Origin of the sequence: Maribellus mangrovi, assembly GCF_037646455.1 — a bacterium.
In the GTDB taxonomy this organism is placed as follows: domain Bacteria; phylum Bacteroidota; class Bacteroidia; order Bacteroidales; family Prolixibacteraceae; genus Draconibacterium; species Draconibacterium mangrovi_A.
In genome coordinates this window covers 37,336-55,412 of record NZ_JBBIXN010000008.1, presented here as the reverse complement: position 1 = coordinate 55,412, position 18,077 = coordinate 37,336, and the positions used below count along the sequence as shown (strand labels likewise).

At 43.2% G+C, this 18,077-nt stretch carries 13 protein-coding genes and 2 tRNA genes; 8 read left to right on the top strand and 7 right to left on the bottom strand.

Annotated features, from left to right (window positions below; translation table 11 throughout):
- The first annotated feature begins 33 nt into the window (after window positions 1-33).
- The 5 genes from WFY05_RS20950 (at window position 34) to WFY05_RS20930 (ending at window position 10,515) form a co-directional block, all read left to right on the top strand.
- Window positions 34-2,745: a DUF5695 domain-containing protein gene (locus tag WFY05_RS20950; RefSeq protein WP_340114892.1), complete on the top strand. Its 2,712-nt coding sequence runs from the start codon at window positions 34-36 to the stop codon at window positions 2,743-2,745.
- Between the two features lie 110 nt (window positions 2,746-2,855).
- Complete coding sequence (locus tag WFY05_RS20945; protein WP_340114891.1) at window positions 2,856-5,210, top strand: fibronectin type III domain-containing protein; 2,355 nt, start codon at window positions 2,856-2,858, stop codon at window positions 5,208-5,210.
- Between the two features lie 60 nt (window positions 5,211-5,270).
- Complete coding sequence (locus WFY05_RS20940) at window positions 5,271-7,517, top strand: S9 family peptidase (protein WP_340114890.1); 2,247 nt, start codon at window positions 5,271-5,273, stop codon at window positions 7,515-7,517.
- 9 nt (window positions 7,518-7,526) lie between these two features.
- Complete coding sequence (locus WFY05_RS20935; protein ID WP_340114889.1) at window positions 7,527-8,369, top strand: M90 metallopeptidase family protein; 843 nt, start codon at window positions 7,527-7,529, stop codon at window positions 8,367-8,369.
- Between the two features lie 31 nt (window positions 8,370-8,400).
- Window positions 8,401-10,515 (top strand): family 43 glycosylhydrolase, encoded by a 2,115-nt coding sequence (locus tag WFY05_RS20930; RefSeq protein WP_340114888.1) that lies wholly within the window; start codon window positions 8,401-8,403, stop codon window positions 10,513-10,515.
- A gap of 46 nt (window positions 10,516-10,561) precedes the next feature.
- Here the strand turns inward: WFY05_RS20930 and WFY05_RS20925 are convergent, their stop codons facing one another.
- Complete coding sequence (locus WFY05_RS20925; RefSeq protein WP_340114887.1) at window positions 10,562-11,452, bottom strand: helix-turn-helix domain-containing protein; 891 nt, start codon at window positions 11,450-11,452, stop codon at window positions 10,562-10,564.
- Window positions 11,453-11,584: 132 nt separating this feature from the next.
- On the opposite strand from WFY05_RS20925, the gene WFY05_RS20920 reads away from it, so the two are divergent.
- From WFY05_RS20920 to WFY05_RS20910, 3 genes are read left to right on the top strand one after another with little or no spacing between them, the layout of a single operon-like run.
- Window positions 11,585-12,718, top strand: coding sequence for an L-rhamnose/proton symporter RhaT (locus WFY05_RS20920; protein WP_340114886.1), 1,134 nt, complete (start codon window positions 11,585-11,587; stop codon window positions 12,716-12,718).
- Entirely contained in the window at window positions 12,718-13,032 is a 315-nt protein-coding gene (rhaM, locus tag WFY05_RS20915; protein ID WP_340114885.1) for an L-rhamnose mutarotase, read from the top strand. Before WFY05_RS20920 ends, rhaM begins: the two co-directional genes overlap by 1 nt.
- Before the next feature lie 18 nt (window positions 13,033-13,050).
- Window positions 13,051-14,319 (top strand): L-rhamnose isomerase, encoded by a 1,269-nt coding sequence (locus WFY05_RS20910; RefSeq protein WP_340114884.1) that lies wholly within the window; start codon window positions 13,051-13,053, stop codon window positions 14,317-14,319.
- On the opposite strand, the gene WFY05_RS22305 is transcribed toward WFY05_RS20910, so the two are convergent.
- From WFY05_RS22305 to WFY05_RS20890, 6 genes are all read right to left on the bottom strand, one after another.
- Complete coding sequence (locus tag WFY05_RS22305; protein ID WP_367575994.1) at window positions 14,283-14,600, bottom strand: GIY-YIG nuclease family protein; 318 nt, start codon at window positions 14,598-14,600, stop codon at window positions 14,283-14,285. The genes WFY05_RS20910 and WFY05_RS22305 overlap by 37 nt on opposite strands.
- A gap of 74 nt (window positions 14,601-14,674) precedes the next feature.
- On the bottom strand, window positions 14,675-14,875 hold the full coding sequence (locus WFY05_RS22300; RefSeq protein ID WP_367575995.1) for a GIY-YIG nuclease family protein: 201 nt from the start codon (window positions 14,873-14,875) through the stop codon (window positions 14,675-14,677).
- 92 nt (window positions 14,876-14,967) lie between these two features.
- Window positions 14,968-15,041 (bottom strand) — tRNA-Asp (locus WFY05_RS20905).
- A 37-nt stretch (window positions 15,042-15,078) separates the two neighbouring features.
- Window positions 15,079-15,152, bottom strand: a tRNA-Asp gene (locus WFY05_RS20900).
- A 150-nt stretch (window positions 15,153-15,302) separates the two neighbouring features.
- The gene (locus WFY05_RS20895; protein WP_340114883.1) at window positions 15,303-16,217 is read right to left on the bottom strand and encodes a metallophosphoesterase; all 915 of its coding nucleotides are present in this window, start codon (window positions 16,215-16,217) and stop codon (window positions 15,303-15,305) included.
- 87 nt (window positions 16,218-16,304) lie between these two features.
- The gene (locus WFY05_RS20890; protein ID WP_340114882.1) at window positions 16,305-17,966 is read right to left on the bottom strand and encodes a sodium:solute symporter; all 1,662 of its coding nucleotides are present in this window, start codon (window positions 17,964-17,966) and stop codon (window positions 16,305-16,307) included.
- Window positions 17,967-18,077: the final 111 nt, after the last annotated feature.

The window sequence follows — 18,077 nt, the reverse complement described above, 5'->3', positions numbered from 1 at the left end:
AATCTAAAATTACGGACTAACAATTTTTATGAGATGAAACTAAAGAATATCTTTTTCCTTCTAGTAATTTGGAGCTTTACGTCATACGCGGGAGCTATTGCATCAGATCGTGCTTCAGAAGCCGATTCTATCGATGTAAATATGGGATCGTTGGAGTTTTCTACTTCAAAATTTAACCTGGAGATTTTAAAATCTTCGCATACAGTAGCGGGCCTTCATCCTGTTGAAGAACCCGGTTTCGATTTTACACCGAGTGAATGGCTTAAGTACCGCAATAAAGCCGGATTTTACCACCTAGGTGACATCAATTTCCGAATAAGAACCAATGAAGATGAGGATTGGCAAAGTTATTCATCGGCATCATCGCGAAAAGATGTGAGCGCGATTGAAACAAAAGACGATAACATTCTGGATGCTTCTGATCTTTCGGTACTTTTCCCGGAAGACGCTCCGGTTAAAGTTACCCGTTACTGGCAGAAAGAAGGAGATAATCTGGTTCTGCGTTTCGACATTAAAAATATTTCGAACAGCAATGTGGAGATCGGAGCACTCGGCATTCCGGTTATTTTCAACAACAACCATTCGCGCAAATCACTCGATGAGGCGCATGCCGAAAATGTATTTTACGATCCTTACATCGGACAGGATGCCGGTTACCTACAGGTGATCCGTTTAAAAGGAACAGGGCAGGTTTTGTTGGTGCTTCCTTACGAAAATTCTCCGTTTGAAGCGTACAATCCATTGCTCGACGATCCGACACGTCGCGGAATTACCTTCGAAGGTTTTCACGAATGGATGATCCACAGCAAGGCATATGCTGAAAATGAATGGAAAGAAGCTGAACAATGGAATAAGCCTACTTCAGAGGTGCTGAAACCCGGAAAAACCAGAAGCGTTGGTTTGAAGTTTGTTTTGTCCGATTCGATCCACGACATAGAAAGCACACTTATCGAAAACAAACGTCCTGTGGCGGTTGGAGTTCCCGGATATGTTCTTCCGCAGGATGTAAATGCAGAATTATTCCTGAAATACGATGAGAAGATCAAAAAAATGGAAGTGGAGCCGGAAGGTGCGCTTGAATTAACAAAGCAGAAGGCAACCGAAAACAACTGGCAAAAATATTCCGTTCAGGGTAAAAAATGGGGACGCGCCCGCCTGACTGTTACTTACAAAGATGGCTTGACTCAAACCATCAATTACAAGGTGATTAAACCGGAAGAACAGGTCGTTGCTGATAATGGACATTTCCTGACTACAGAGCAGTGGTTCGATCAGCCCAACGATCTATTTGATCGTTCGCCATCGGTAATTACCTACGATTACGAAGAAAAGAAGCAAGTAACACAAGACAGCCGTGCCTGGATTTGCGGTTTGAGTGATGAAGGTGGTGCCGGTGCATGGTTAAATGCCATTATGAAACAATTTGTTGAACCCGATAAGGAGGAAGTTGCCAAGTTGGAAGACTTTGTTCAGCAGACGATTTGGGGAGGTATCCAATACAACGAAGGTCCTGAAAAATATGGTGTTCGGAAAAGTATGTTTTATTACGAGCCCGACTCAATGCCGGAAGGTACCTACAGAAAAGATATTAATTACAAAACCTGGGCAGCCTGGGACAAGGAACATGCCACGACGGTTGAACGTTCGTACAATTATCCGCACGTTGCAGCTGCACACTGGGTAATGTATCGTTTGGCCCGAAATTATGAAGGTCTGGTAAAACAACAAACCTGGGATTGGTACCTTTTGAATGCCTATCAAACTTCGATGGCTATGATGGAACTGGCACCTTACTATGCACAGTTTGGCCAGATGGAAGGTAGTGTTTTTGTACATATTCTCGATGATTTGAAAGCCGAAGGCATGTGGGAATATGCTCGCAAACTCGAAGAAAAAATGAAAGGTCGCACCGAGCACTGGGCATCGCTGAATTACCCGTTCGGTAGCGAAATGCCTTGGGATTCAACCGGTCAGGAAGAAGTGTACATGTGGTCGGAATATTTCGGACACCAGGATAAAGCAGAAACTACATTGCGTGCAATACTGGCGTACATGCCAACCATTCCTCACTGGGCATATAACGGAAATGCCCGTCGTTACTGGGATTTCTTATACGGAGGGAAACTTTCGCGCATCGAGCGCCAGATTCATCATTACGGTTCGGGATTGAACGCAATTCCGGTTCTCGAAGAATACCGTCAGGTACCCGATGATCTCTACCTTTTGCGTGTTGGTTATGGTGGATTATTGGGGACACTTTCGAACATTACCGAAGATGGTTTTGCACCGGCAGCTTTCCACTCATTTCCTTCAACCTTAAAAAATGACGGAATTTCGGGTGATTACGGCCCTGGTTTTTATGGTTATGCTGTTAACTCGTCAACTTATCTTACACAGCACGATGAATTTGGCTGGCTGGCTTTTGGTGGAAATCTGAGTGAAGAAGAAGATGCATTGAAAGTAGATCTGACAACTGCAGCAAAATCGAGATTCTATGTGGCACCGCTTCAGCTTTGGCTCACGCTTGATGCCGGTAAATTAAAATCGGTAACGTACAACAAAGCTACAGGACAAGTAACTCTCGAACTTAGTGAAGCCAATGATTTTACGCCCAAGGCTTATTTAAGAGTACAGAGTTTTAGCGACGCTGAATCTACCGCTTCAATTAAAGGTTTCACAAAAAATAAAAGAGGTCAGTATGTGATTCCGCTTCAGCAGGAAACAACAAAAGTCGTAATCGACTAATAATTTAAATTCTACGCAAGATAGGTTTTCCTGTGAAAATCCTGAGTGGAATATGGGCTGATAACATGAAAAATGTATATTAGAGGGGAAACCAACTAAATAAGATTACTATGAGAATAATCAATCGTTTAATTCTGCTTTTTCTGATCAGTTTTGTGACAGGCATCCGGCCGGGGAACGCTCATGATTTGAGTAGACAAGAACAAGAAGGTGCCAATATTGCACTGGTGGCAAAAGCGAGCGCTTCCAATGTTTCCCGAAGGGCCAACCTGGGGGCAGTAAACGATGGATTTACTCCTGCGAATTCGAATGATATAACTCATACCGTATACAGTAACTGGAGCAGGGGCGCTGCCTATCAGTGGGTACAATATGAATGGAGTCAGCCTTTAATTGCTACTTCTGTCGAGATTTACTGGTTCGATAACAGCGACCGCGTACTTGCTCCCGATGACGCCTATATCGAAACTTACGACGAAGAGAACGATAAATGGGTGAAAGTGGTTGATGTGCCTTGTCAGAAAGATCGGTTCAATGAGGCTGATTTGGGTAAAATCACGACTTCGAAGTTGCGGGTGAGCATGAAAAATGACAGCACCTCAACCGGAATTCTGGAGTTTATTGTTTGGGGAACAACACTTTCGGGAAGCACTGATGTACAAGCCCCGAGCACCCCGACATTGCCCGAAATTATGAGTACTTCTGAAACAAGCGTCACCATTAAATGGGACGCTTCCACCGATAACGGGAAAGTTGCCGGATACAAGGTGTTCTTAAACGATTCATTCGTCAAAGAAGTATTAAATCCTAAGGCAACTCTGAAAGATCTGGAGCCCAATTCGCATTTTATGTTGGCCGTTCAGGCTTTTGATGAATCGGGTAATATTTCAAAAACAGGCGATGGCAGCTGGGTATTTGTTGGCGATGAGGAAAATGCTGCCAAAGCATACAACTGGCCCGAATACAGTCCGACTTTGAAATACAATTTCAGGGATGAATACCCGGCACTTGAAATGCCGACCAAAGATCTTGATGATTGTCCGGAGGTGGTCGGAACACAGTCTTCCGGTTGGTGGACTTTTAAATGGGGGCCAAACAAAAGATCTGAAATTACCGAGGCCGCCATTACACCGATGCTGGAACGGTTAAATAAAGATTTTGCCTACTTCCGCGATACCATGGGATGGCCACCCGATAAAAGAGTCAAAGAAGGATATCGGAGTGCCGTTTACCTTTTTGGTTCGGGATTGTGCACCGATAATGCCGACACTACAGCACTTGGTGGTTGGATGGGCAGTATCCATTATCAGAATGAAAACTGGCCAATGATTCTGGCATCGTATTACCCGATATACAGCTTCGATCCTTCCTGCCCGTATCGCGACCGTAAAATGCAGATGGGAGCCATGGTTCATGAAGGTATTCATGCTGTACTGGCAGATATGCCGGGATGTAAACAGGCTGCATGGTTTCACGAAGGTGGAAATACTTGGTTGCAACAGGAAATGGAAGCCAGAAGAACAAATAACTACAGCTCCATGGGTTTTTTGAATGCCAGTGCGTATATCGCGCCATTTATGCCTATTGAGTGTTACACAGGCTGGCTTCAGGACGGAACTTTTGGTGGCCCAAGTGCCGAAGGTGTAAATATGTTCGAAGGAAACAAGCAGATCTGCACCTGGAGAAGGTTGCTCGGTGGTAATCAGTATGGGAATACATTTCCAACTTTTCTCGGTCAGGCGCTTGGAAAAGAAAGTGTAGCCTGGATTTGGCGCAATTGCCCGGAACGGGTGTTGGAGGGAATGTCGAACGGTTTAGGTGATATGCAGATTCGGCGTTTGATTATGGAATACCGTGCCAAGCAGGCATTAGTTGATATGCAGGAATGGAGTGGTGCCATCAAGAAACTGTTAGACGCCAATATAAATTCAACCATTGGAGCTGAATGGGAGCCAAACTGGATAGATTGTACACCATGGCAGGCCACGCCTTATGTGAAAACGTGGATGCGGGATACTGAAAATAAAATTCTGACACCTGAACCCCGGACTACTCCGGGATGGTCGGGTGCCAACCAAATTCCTTTAGTGGTTTCAGGCGATAAAGTAGTTGTGAAATTTATGCCGCGTGGCAAAAATATGACCTGCCAGTTGTGCTATCGTGCTGACAACGGAACACCAATTTACAGCAAACCTGTATCAAGCGGGGAATGCAGCTTGAAACTGGAAAAATCACCTGCAAATGGTGTGGTCATTGCCGTGATTTGTAACACCGACTATGTTTACGAAGGCGAAGAAACGCGAAAGGCACATTTCGATTACAGGTTGCAATTGGTTGACGGCGTGGAAAGTACGGCAAGTGTGTACAAAAAGTGGTACGATTACGAAACTACGATCACGAATATAGCCGACCCGGTAGAGCCTTTCCCTGCGGAAGGACCGGTTTATGTTCCGGATGAAAATTGATTTTATCGGTGCAGAATTATTGAACTTAAATTGAAAATGTTTTACAAAAAATAATAGACGATGAAGCAGATTTTATTTGTATTAGTTGTTCTCTTGAGCCTGACATCCATCCGGGTATCGGCGCAGTTAACACGCGAAGATTATCAGAAAGCGGATTCGGTGATGAAGCTTGGCGAACTGGTTTATAACGAGGTTTCCCGAATAAATTGGATCGACTCCACGAATACGTTTTGGTACCGGGTGAAAACCAGGGACGGTATCGAATATAAAATTGTTGACTCGGAGAAAGCAACAAAAAAAGCAGCTTTCGAGACGCAAAAACTGGTGGAGGCACTTAATGAACAACTGAAACGAAAAACAGCAGCTGATAAACTTCGGCTGGATCGTTTGGAATTCGACCTCGAAAAAAATCAGATTCATTTTGTTGCCGAAAATGCTTACTGGACCTGCAATCTTAAAAACTATAAACTGGAGAAAGATTCAGTGCGAAAACAACAACAACGACGCGACCGTGGCTATTGGGGAAAATTCTTCGATGAACAGGGCAACGATCCTGTGGTTTCGCCCGATAGTGTTTGGACCGCGTTTTTACGTGATTACAATGTTTACATAAAAAATAACAAGGATAGAAAAGAATATCAGCTGAGTTTTGATGGAAGTAAAGGTGAGTTTTATTCGTCGTACTTTTCGTGGTCGCCCGACTCGAAAAAACTGGCCGTGAATAAAGTGCGCGACAATTATCACCGACAGATATTTTTTGTGGAATCGTCACCGGATTCGCAGTTGCAACCCATTTTGCATTACCGCGATTATCTGAAACCGGGTGATGCAGTTCCGGTTAAACAACCGGCTTTGTTTGATGTGGAAAATAAAATGCAGATACCGGTTGATGCTACCGCATTTTTGAACCAGTTCAGCCTCTCGAATCCAAAGTGGGGAGAAAACAGTGATGCATTTACTTTTGAATTTAATCAGCGCGGTCATCAGGTTTACCAGGTTGTCGAAGTTGATGCAGAGTCAGGCGACGTTCGGGTGATCATTGACGAACAAAGTCCAACATTTATCGATTACAGCGGCAAAAAATATCGTTATGATATGGAAGATCGGAATGAAATTATCTGGGCTTCGGAACGCGACGGCTGGAATCATTTGTATCGGATTGACGCCACAACAGGAAAGGTGAAAAATCAAATTACCATAGGTGAGTGGGTGGTGCGACGTGTGTTGGAGGTTGATGAAGATTCAGAAACCATTTTCTTTTACGGATCGGGTAAAAACGAGGGAGAAGATCCCTATTACCTGCATTGTTACCGCGTAAATTTCGATGGTAGTGGATTGACGGAGTTAACTCCCGAAGCCATGAACCACGATGTATCATTTTCAGATAATCTGGATTATTTTACCGATACCTATTCAACAGTGCAAACGCCACCAACAACTGTTTTACGTCGCTCATCGGATGGTAAAATAGTTTTGGAACTCGAAACCACCGTCATTGACAATCTCGTAGAAAAAGGCTGGATTGAACCTGAACCGTTTGTTGCCAAAGGGCGCGATGGTAAAACCGATATTTGGGGTAACATTTTCCGTCCAACAAATTTTGATGCCAGCAAATCATACCCGATCATCGAATATATTTATGCTGGTCCGCACAGTTCGTTTGCACAAAAAGACTTTCGCGCCGTGAATTATTCTTTTTCAAGCCTGGCTGAACTGGGATTCATCATCGTACAGATGGATGGCATGGGAACCTCGAACCGCTCGAAAGCATTTCACGATGTGTGCTGGAAGAACCTGAAAGACGCCGGTTTTCCTGACCGTATTTTGTGGATTAAAGCAGCGGCCGAAAAATATCCATACATGGATACAACACGTGTTGGACTGTTTGGTGGTTCTGCCGGCGGTCAAAGCACATTGGCGGGCTTACTTTTTCATCCCGAATTTTACAAAGCGGGTGTTTCGTCGTGTGGTTGCCACGATAACCGCATGGACAAGATATGGTGGAACGAACTCTGGATGGGCTATCCGATCGGGCCGCAATACGAAGAGTGTTCGAATGTGGTAAACGCCGATAAACTCGAAGGAAAATTGATGCTGATCGTTGGCGAGATGGATGATAATGTTGATCCGGCTTCAACCATGCAGGTGGCAGATGCCCTGATAAAGGCAGATAAAGATTTTGAGCTGGTGGTTTTGCCGGGATCTAATCATACGCTTGGCGGAACTTATGGCGAACAGAAGCGCCGCGACTTTTTTGTGCGCAACTTTCTGAAAGAAGAAACACCGGATTGGAACAAATCAGAATAAATTATTAAGATGAAAAATAAATTATCAACTGCATTTTCAATGCTACTGGTTATTTGCAGTGTATTTTTACTGAGCACAACTACTTCATGTGCGACCGAAAAAAGTAACAAAGACAAAACTTACGAAATTACCCGTCCGCCAAAGAAACTGGACCTCAATCCATTTTATAAGAAATACGCGAATGTAAACGGCATTCATATCATGAGTTCGCACCGGGTTCCCGATTCAGCTTTTGTAAAAGCTTGCGAAATCATCGATTTTATGACCGGTGGTTTGCCCGAAGAAATACTGGCTCAAATGGTAAGCGTGGATACCCGTGTCGGAATCATGGCGCGTTATGAAGGAACAACTGATATTCCGGAGCACGCTCATTTGGCCAAAGACACTACCTTGAATTGGGATGTTCGTGCGCGCGGATTAGGCGGCACGCTGCGAGAACCCTTAACAACCTGTGCCGAAGAGAATCTTCTTTGCTATCAAATTGATAAGTATCATGCCGAAGATATTTTGATCCATGAATTTGCACATACAATTCACGGTGTTGGAATTCTTCCGCTCGATGCCGAATTTAACGATTTGCTGCAGGAAAAACTGGATGCAGCGATGGCAGCAGGCAAGTACAAAAGAACTTATGCCGCCACCAACATTTGGGAATACTGGGCCGAAGGTGTTCAAAACTGGTTCAATGTAAACGCCGAAGTGGAAAAGGCCGACGGTAAACACAACTGGGTGAACACCCGCGACGACATGAAGAAGTATGATCCGGATTTGTATGAGATCGTTGGTACCTATTTCCCCGAATTTGAAACCAGCCCATCGTGCCATGCGGCCACAAATTTGTACACTGAATAAAATAATTCTATAAAAATATAAGAACTCCATAATGAAAGTACTAGTTACACTGGTTTTAGCCGGAACATTGTTCTTAGGAGCTTGTAAAGCGGACAAGCATCCTAAAGTGAAAGATCGCATTAAGAATCCGGTTTTGCCGGGCTGGTTTGCCGATCCAACCATAAAAAAGTTTGGCGATATTTATTACATCTACGCCACTACCGATAACGAAATGCTGGCGTCGGGGGCACCGACTGTTTGGTACAGTCGCGACCTGCAAAACTGGTACAATTATATTATGGAAGTACCCACTTTGAATTCGGTGAATTTGCGCAACTTTTGGGCACCGGATATTATGAAAGGCGACGACGGACGCTACTACCTCTATTTTGGTAACTGCCAGGCCGGCTGTAACATTTACGGTTATGTTTCAGAATCGCCGGTCGGTCCCTGGGAAAAGCTACACGATAATGATACACCTGTAATTGCACAAAATTATCCGAGGCGAGGATTTCCATCACTGGATGCACAGTTCTTCCGCGACGATGACGGAACCATCTATGGCTACTGGGGAACCTGGGTGCATTACAACCAAGGTTACGCAGTAGGAGTGCTGAACAACAAAACCATGGACCAGGTGAGTGAAGGCACAAATATTCCGCTGGAACAAACGCCCAATCCTTTTGAAGCAGCTTATCCGATGAAAAAGGGCGATAAGTATATTTTGATGTATTCGGCAGAATCATGTCACGATGAGACCTACAAAGTCCTTTATTCTTATGCTGATGATCCTTTCGGACCATTTCATCCGGGAGAAAATAATCCCATTCTTCAAACCAACGAAGACCAATCTACTCATGGACCCGGTCACCACTCGGTATTGCAAAACGACGAGGATTATTACATTGTTTATCACAAGCACGATTACCCATTTACTGCCGGCGGAATGGCCCGTCAGGTTTGTATCGACAGCATGATTTTCGAGAATGATTCAACCATAAAAGCAGTTGTTCCCACGACTAATGGGATTCAGGCTTTTATAAAATCTGAAGTTCCTGAAAATATAGCATTCAAAGCCAAGGCTTCCGCATCTTCATTTTACCACTTGCAGTCGCCTGATTACGATTATGAATATTCAGCTTCTAATGCTTTTGACGACGACAATGCTACTATGTGGAAAGCAGTTGATAATACTTTCCCGCAAAGCCTGACAGTTGATTTAGGCGAAGAAAAGAAAGTTGAACGTGTTGCGACTGAGTTTGAATTTTCGCCTTATTATTACCAGTATAAAATTGAGTATTCCAACGACAATCAAAACTGGGAGGTATTTGCTGACCGTACGAAAAACAGAACGCCGGGAAGTCCGATGATCGATGATAAAGCTGTAAAAGCCCGCTACATTAAACTGACCATTGAAAGCGCTGAAAAGACAGGTGTTTATGCCGCAGTCTGGAACATGAAGGTGTATTCAAAAGCCTTTGAACTTCCTCTTCAACTTGAGAATAAGCCTTCGGAAAATGAGCCCGGTGCAGTTGGCACAAAAAGCATGATCGTAGGATTTGATATTGATGATAGATCCTCACTAAAGCAACTGGCGAACAGTGGAACTTTAGGACAAAATTTCAGTGTAAATGGCGATTTGGCTTTGGTAACTGATAAAGAAAGCGGTACAAAGGCTATCGATTTTCGCAGAGGTTTCCTCGAACTGGATAGGGTAGAGGTACCCCGCAGTTTGGAGTGGAACGGAGCTTTCTCTGTGCTTGCCCGGGTAATAAATCCGGAGATCGATGATCAAAATGAATGCCTGGCTTCCTGGTGTAACCGCAGCGAATTATACCTGGCAAACAGCTACAACGCACCCTATTACAACAAAAGCAATTACGGTGCCATGGCGCATTTGCATGGCGCATATGATATGCCTTACAATGAATTGCCCGAAGCCAATAAGTGGCATACTATTGTAATTACATTTGATGGGGTAGTGGAGAAAGTTTATGTTGACGGAAAACTCGACAATGCGCAAAATATGTTGTTGTCGTCGCAAATCAATGGTGCAAGAATCAGAATTGGCGCTTCCGATGTTGGTGAATATTACACCGGACTAATGAGCCGCTTTGCTTTGTACGATTACGCCCTGTCGGAAAAGGAAATCAGCGAGTTAAAATAGTTGTGATGAACAGTTGAGCCGATGTTTGTTGCGCAGGCTGACCATTCTATGCTTTTGAAAGAATCGTAGTTTGACGTCTGAATTCCGAAGGATTCATACCCACTTTCTTTTTAAAGATCAAACTGAAATAGTGGATGGTTTGAAAACCCAGTTCAAGGCTGATTTCTTTGATGCTTTTGTCGGTACCAACCAACATTTCTTTGGCTCGCATTATGCGAAGTTGAAGGTGATATTGGCCGGGAGAAACACCGGTGAATTTCTTAAACATTCTTCTGAAATAAGAATAACCAACGTTTCTGTTTTCTACCAGTTCTTCGAGATGGATCTCCCGGTCGAGGTTTTGGCGCATGTAAAAGCGCACTTCCTCAATCACTTTCGCAATGGGTTTTCCCGAGAAACCTTTTTGTTTTTCAAACGAAATTAGGTAGCCCAGTAATTTTACGATCATTCCTGATGCTATCTGCTGGTAGCCGGGTTGCTCTTTTTCAACCAGGTCGATAATTTTCAGGTGGGTATCAATTATTTCTTCCCTGATACCGGGAAACAAAACAGGCTGCTTGCTTGAGAAAACACGATTGGACAGAAAATGATCGGCAATAGCACCGTTAAATCCTACATAGTGTTCCATCCAGCCGCTTTGGTTGTTCGGTTTGTAGCGGTGCCACTCACCCGGGAAAATAACGAGCAACGATCCTTCTTTAACCGGAAATTTTCCATGTCGGTTTTCAAAGATTCCCGAGCCTTCTGAAATGTAATTTAACTGGTATTCACGCAATATACGTCCGCTGCTCCATTCAAAAGTATATTCCGAGGGATGTTCTCCGCGGGGTGGATAAATGGTACCCGGTTCAATTTTGGCCGAACCTGCCACACTAAGGAAGATTCCCCACTCCAGATCCTCTTCGCTGGTGGTTAAATATTTAAACTGACGTTTCATAAACTGGTGTCAAAAAGTATAAATATAAAGCCATTTTCTGTATTGTTTCTTGTTTGTAGGTCATTTATATTTGTTAGCACTATAAAAATCTAACTTATTCAATAATTATAACTTAAATTCAATCAAACCATTATGCAAGCTTTATTAGGAATTATTTTTCACTCCCTTGGAGGGATGTCCTCGGGTAGTTGGTACATGCCATACGATTGGGTAAAAAAGTGGCGCTGGGAAATATACTGGATTACTGGTGGACTTTTCTCATGGCTGATTATGCCATTTATCGCCACTGTAATCACAATTCCTGACTGGCAGGGAATTCTGCAGGCTGCCGATGGACGTGTCCTTCGCAATACCTACATCATGGGATTACTTTGGGGGATTGGCGGATTAACCTACGGACTGGCTATACGATATCTTGGGATGTCGCTGGGAAATTCAGTCTTACTCGGTATTACTTCCGTAGTTGGTTCTCTCGGTTTACCCATATTAAGAAATATTCCGATTATGGCGAAGATCCTGCCCGATGGTCTTTCATTTACAGATCTGTTTGGCAGCCCGGGTGGTCGTATTGTCTTACTTGGCATTTTGATCTTGCTTGCCGGAATTATCCTTAGCGGACGTGCCGGGATTATGAAAGACAAAGATTTAGGTGGACACAAAGAAGGAGTAAATACGGAATTTAAGTTGGCCTTTGGTTTGTTTATTGCCATTGTCTCCGGGGTGTTAAGTGCATTTTTCAGCTTCGGTATCGACACGGGAAAAGAAATGGGAATTGCTGCCAGAGAATTGGCTGTTCAGGCAAGTTATCCACTTTTGGCCGGTGGTGAAGGAGGTGCGCCGGTAACTTATCTTTTTGAAAATAATATCATTTTCTTCGTTATACTTTGGGGAGGTTTAACTACTAACTTAATTTGGTCGATCGCCTTAATTATTCGAAATAAAACCGGAAAAGATTTCATTGACAAAAAAACACCGTTGGTAAGTAATTACCTGTTCTGTGCACTCGCAGGAACAACCTGGTTTTTGCAGTTCTTTTTCTATGGAATGGGTGAAACCAAAATTGGTAACGGCGCCAGTTCGTGGACACTTCACATGGCAACAATAATCCTTACAGCTAACCTTTGGGGGTTCTGGCGAAAGGAATGGAAAGGAGTTTCGAAGAAAACCTATACCACCATTCTGGTTGGAATTGGTGCAATTTTACTGTCAGTAATTGTAATTGGTGTTGCCAAATGGTTGTATCCTGAATTAAACGCTCTCGGATAATGGAACGAATGGCATTTAAAATGCACCTCAACGAAGGGCAAAAAGAAGAATATAAAAAACGCCATGCAGAAATCTGGCCCGAATTGAAACTTTTATTAAAAGAATCGGGAATAAGTGAGTACTCTATCTTTTTGGATGAAGAGACCAACACGCTGTTTGCTTTTCAGAAAGTTAGCGGTGAAGGCGGTTCCCAGGAACTGGGAAAAACGGAAATTGTGCAAAAATGGTGGAAATACATGGCCGATATTATGAAGACCAATCCCGATAATTCTCCGGTTTCGGTTGGACTGGAAGAAGTTTTCTACATGGAATAAATTATAAAAAATATAAAAATGGATAAAACTGAATTAATCAAAAAAGCTTACGAACTGGCAAAAGAATCATATGCTGCCATTGGTGTAGATACCGATGCTGCGATTGCCAAAATGAAGGATGTAAATATTTCACTGCACTGCTGGCAAACCGATGATGTAGGTGGTTTTGAAACACCTGACGCAGAGCTTGGTGGAGGCGGTATTCAGACTACCGGAAATTATCCGGGTAAAGCAGGAACAATTGAGGAAATGCGTGCTGATTTAGATAAAGTCTTGGCGCTGCTACCGGGCAAACAACGTTTAAACCTGCATGCCATCTACGGCGATTTTGAAGGTGAATTTGTTGATCGCGATCAAATTGAATTAAAACATTTTCAAAGCTGGATCGATTGGGCGAAGGAACGTGAAATGGGCTTGGATTTTAATGCCACCTGTTTTTCTCATCCAAAAGCTGATGATGGTTTTACCTTATCGAGTAAGAACGAAGAAAACCGCAAATTCTGGGTAGAACACGTAAAACGTTGTCGTGCCATCTCGGCAGAAATGGGTAAGCAACTGGGAACTCCTTGTGTTCACAATACCTGGATCCCTGACGGAACAAAAGATACACCTGTTGATCGTAACGGATATCGTACAATTCTTAAAAAATCGCTGGATGAAGCATTTGCTGAAGAATATCCAAAAGAATACATGAAGGATGCCGTGGAAAGTAAAGTCTTCGGAATTGGCGTTGAATCCATGACAGTTGGTTCTCATGATTTTTACCTGGGTTATGCGATTAAAAACGATAAATTAATTTGTATCGACAGCGGTCACTTTCATCCAACCGAAGTTGTAGGTGATAAAATTTCCTCCTGCCTAATTTATGTCGATGAGTTGTTGTTACACGTTACCCGCCCTATTCGCTGGGATTCGGATCATGTGGTTACGCTGAATGAAGACGTACAATTGATTGCATCTGAAATTATGCGCAACGATTTTCTGAGTCGCGTAAATATTGGTCTCGATTTCTTTGATGCATCGATTAACCGGATAGGAGCATACGTGACCGGAACCCGCGCAGCACAGAAAGCATTCCTGATTGCAGCACTGGAACCAACAGCTGACCTGGTTAAACTGGAAGAAGCCGGTAAAAATTTCGAACGACTTGCCATGCTCGAAGAACTGAAGACCATGCCGTTCAGTGCCGTTTGGGACTACTACTGTTTGCAAGAAGAAGTTCCTGTTGGAGCCGACTACATTGGCGAAATTCAGGAATATGAAGAAGAGGTTTTGTTGAAACGATAAATTAGATCAAGTTTATTAGTAATTGCAGCCCGTCGTTTATTAAATGACGGGCTGCTGTTTTTTTTGAGTATGTTAAGAAGCAGAAATTTTTCCCTTTTCATTGCTTCCGCCCGCGTTTTGAATTCTTCAATATAAACGCATTTCCATGGGATTTTTCTTGATGTATATCTTGATTTCCCGGCATTGTGATAACTCAGTCTTTGCGCCAGGTTAGATGTGAATCCGATGTAATAACTATCATCTAATTCACTTTGTAATATGTATACAATATATCTGTTCATAACAAAAAAAGCAGCCCTACTGAGCTGCTTCTCTTCTGCGGTGACGATCCCGAGTCCTCGGGAAACTTGCGACCTCACTTTGTTTCTTGTATCAATCGTTGATAGAATTGTCTGTTCTTTTGCTTTTTCAGAAATTTTTCCCTTTTCATTGCTTCCGCCCGCGTTTTGAATTCTTCAATATAAACGCATTTCCATGGGATTTTTCTTGATGTATATCTTGATTTCCCGGCATTGTGATAACTCAGTCTTTGCGCCAGGTTAGATGTGAATCCGATGTATTAACTATCATCTAATTCACTTTGTAATATGTATACAATATATCTGTTCATAACAAAAAAAGCAGCCCTACTGAGCTGCTTCTCTTCTGCGGTGACGACGAGACTCGAACTCGCGACCTCCGGCGTGACAGGCCGGCATTCTAACCAACTGAACTACGCCACCATAAAATATGGTGTCAAATAATATTTTCAAAAAATTGCGGTGACGACGAGACTCGAACTCGCGACCTCCGGCGTGACAGGCCGGCATTCTAACCAACTGAACTACGCCACCGTATTTTTAGAACTTACCTTTCCTGAGGCGCGAAACCCCTTTGCGAAAGGTGTTGCAAATATATACTTTCTTTTTTTACCTGCAATACAAAAAATAATTTTTTTGAAAGTAGTCGTATCATTCTGAATTACAGCTGTTTGGTGATGTTTTTTACTTTGAAGTAAGCACATTATCCTCGCTCAGAACTTTTTCACCGCTCCAACGATAGGCGGTAAGTGTAGAGGTGCCTGTAACACAGGAGTCTACGCAGCAAATGTTGGGCTTTACAATAACCGGCCCATGTCCGCGGCAGTAATGTCCGAAAAACAGCAACGGCGCATCTTCCGGATAGGGGTGGACATCAGGAAGTATTTCCCTGGGAACGGTATAATCGGGTAGCTTGTATTTACTCTCAAACGACAACTCGTTAAACGTCTTACCTTCGGGGCTTTCCCACCACTCAATACGGAACGATCGCGGCATCACTCCCTTGTTATTTCTGATATGTAAATCGGAAGGCATTTTCAGGTAAACGCCTTTTGTTAAAAGCCACACGCACCTGCTTAATGTTTCGTCCGACTTTTTATGAAGAGAACGAAACACTTTTTTCTTGATTTTGCCTTCGGTATAGATCGAGCGGGCAATCTCAATGGCTTTATCCGACCAGCAGGCATGGACAATTCTGATCTCGCCCAAATCGAGGAACAGGGGCAAGGTTCGCAACCAGTTCAGGTTGTCTTTCAACTCCTGCGGATTGAGAGAGAATTCATTGATGGTTTTAAACAGCGATAAAAAATGCTTGCTGGGTTTTTTGATCAGGGAAGTGCCCTGGTCTTTGGTGTGGTAGATGATGGCATTTATTTCGTGGTTGCCTAATACAGCGAGTGCATTACCGCTTTCGACCATTGCCCGTATCATTCGGATGGTTTTTCGGATTTCAGGTCCACGATTGATAAAATCGCCAACAAAAATCGCCTTACGTTCGGGGTGCGAAAAACTGCCGTTGTTCTTCGAATACCCCAATTTCTTTAAAAGCTTCTTCAATAATGATGCCTCACCATGAACATCTCCGATGATATCGTACATAAGGAATTTTAAAAAATCGAAATTAAAAAAAATAGCTGTCCACCAAAAGATGAACAGCCATTTTCTTTTTATGATTTAAAATGTTCTTTACCAGAAATAAGCATAGAATGCGATGATTATAACAATAACAACAGCGGAGTTAATAACATCCCATTTCCCCCAGCTATCGCGTACTTCAGCACGTTGTTCGGCCGTAGCCGATCCCATGGTTAAACCAACAATAGCATTCGGATCTTTTGGCTTTGTGAAATAGCTGATAACTATCATTGAGATGATAACTAGGATAAATAAATAAATCTCGTAGTGTAACCAGTTGTGTGATAAAATAACTTTATACAAGATTGACTCTTGGCCAATAAAATCTGAAAATACATTTAGCCCGAGCCGTAACATTCCAAGTGAGAATCCGATTATTAAACCCCATAATCCTGCTGCCGGCGTTGTTTTCTTCGATAGTATTCCTAGCAGGAAAACGGCTGCTATACCCGGAGCAAGCAAAGACTGAACATCCTGCAGATACTCATAAAGTACCTTTCCGATCCCTTTCATTACAGGGATCCACAGAATTCCAAGCAAAACGATTACTACAGTTGCTAAACGACCAACTAAAACGTAGTGTTTTTCGGTGGCATCGGGAACATATTTCTTGTAAAAGTCGATGGTGAACAACATGGCCGAAGAGTTAAATAGCGAGGCCAGCGAACTCATCAAGGCAGCCAGAATACCACCAATAACAATTCCCTTAAAACCAATGGGTAGCAGTTCAGTTACAAGGGTTGAAAAGGCCGCATCGTTTGATGATAATGTGATCAATCCTTTCTGGTTTAATGCATAAGCAATCATTCCTGGAATTAAGAAAATAAATACCGGTGTGAGTTTCAGGTAAGCCCCAAAGATGGTACCTCGCCTGGCTTGTTTCATGTCGCGACCCGACAGCACACGTTGCACAATAAACTGGTCGGTACACCAGTACCAGAATCCTATAATGGCCGATCCTAATATTACACCAGTCCACGGAAATTCCGGGTCGTTGTGCGATCGTATTAAACTGGTCATTGAATCGCCGTGAACGGTTACATTTGCACGGGTAATTTCCATCAGTTCGTTCCAGCCACCAACTTTTATCAATCCCAGAATCAGTATGGCGACGGAACCGATAAGCAGAATTGGTGTCTGCAACACCGAAGTGTACAGAACGGCTTTCATACCTCCGAACGTGGTATAAAGACCCGTCAAAACCACCAGCCCGATCGCACTGATCCAAAAGAAATCGATATTATACCCAAAGAATGTGACATAATCGATGTTAAATACATCTTTAAAAACCACACCCCCGGCATACACTGTAACGGCTACTTTGGTCAGCACATAACTAACGATTGAAATTACCGATAAAAACGAACGGGCATGCGGATTGTATCTTCTCTCGAGGAACTCCGGCATGGTAAACACTTTGCTTCTTGCATAGAAGGGAACAAAGAGCCAGCCCAGCATCAATATCATCCAGCCATGCATTTCCCAGTGGGCCATGGCCATTCCACTTTCGGCACCTGCACCGGCTAAACCTACCAGGTGCTCCGATCCAATATTGGAGGCAAAAATAGATGCACCAATTGCGATCCATGTGGCATCTCGTCCGGCTAAGAAATAATCAGAAGTGTCTTTTTCTTTTTGGAGGAGAACCCATACAATAATACCGATCAGACCCAGAAAAAAGAGGCCCAGAACGATCCAGTCTAAACTACTCATAGTTCGAAGTTTTGGTTTGAATTTGGTTTAAATAATTGTGAAAATAACGTTTATTTTTTAAAATTCAGAAAAAGCGAAATGCTGTTGAACAGCTAACAGGGAATTTATGGT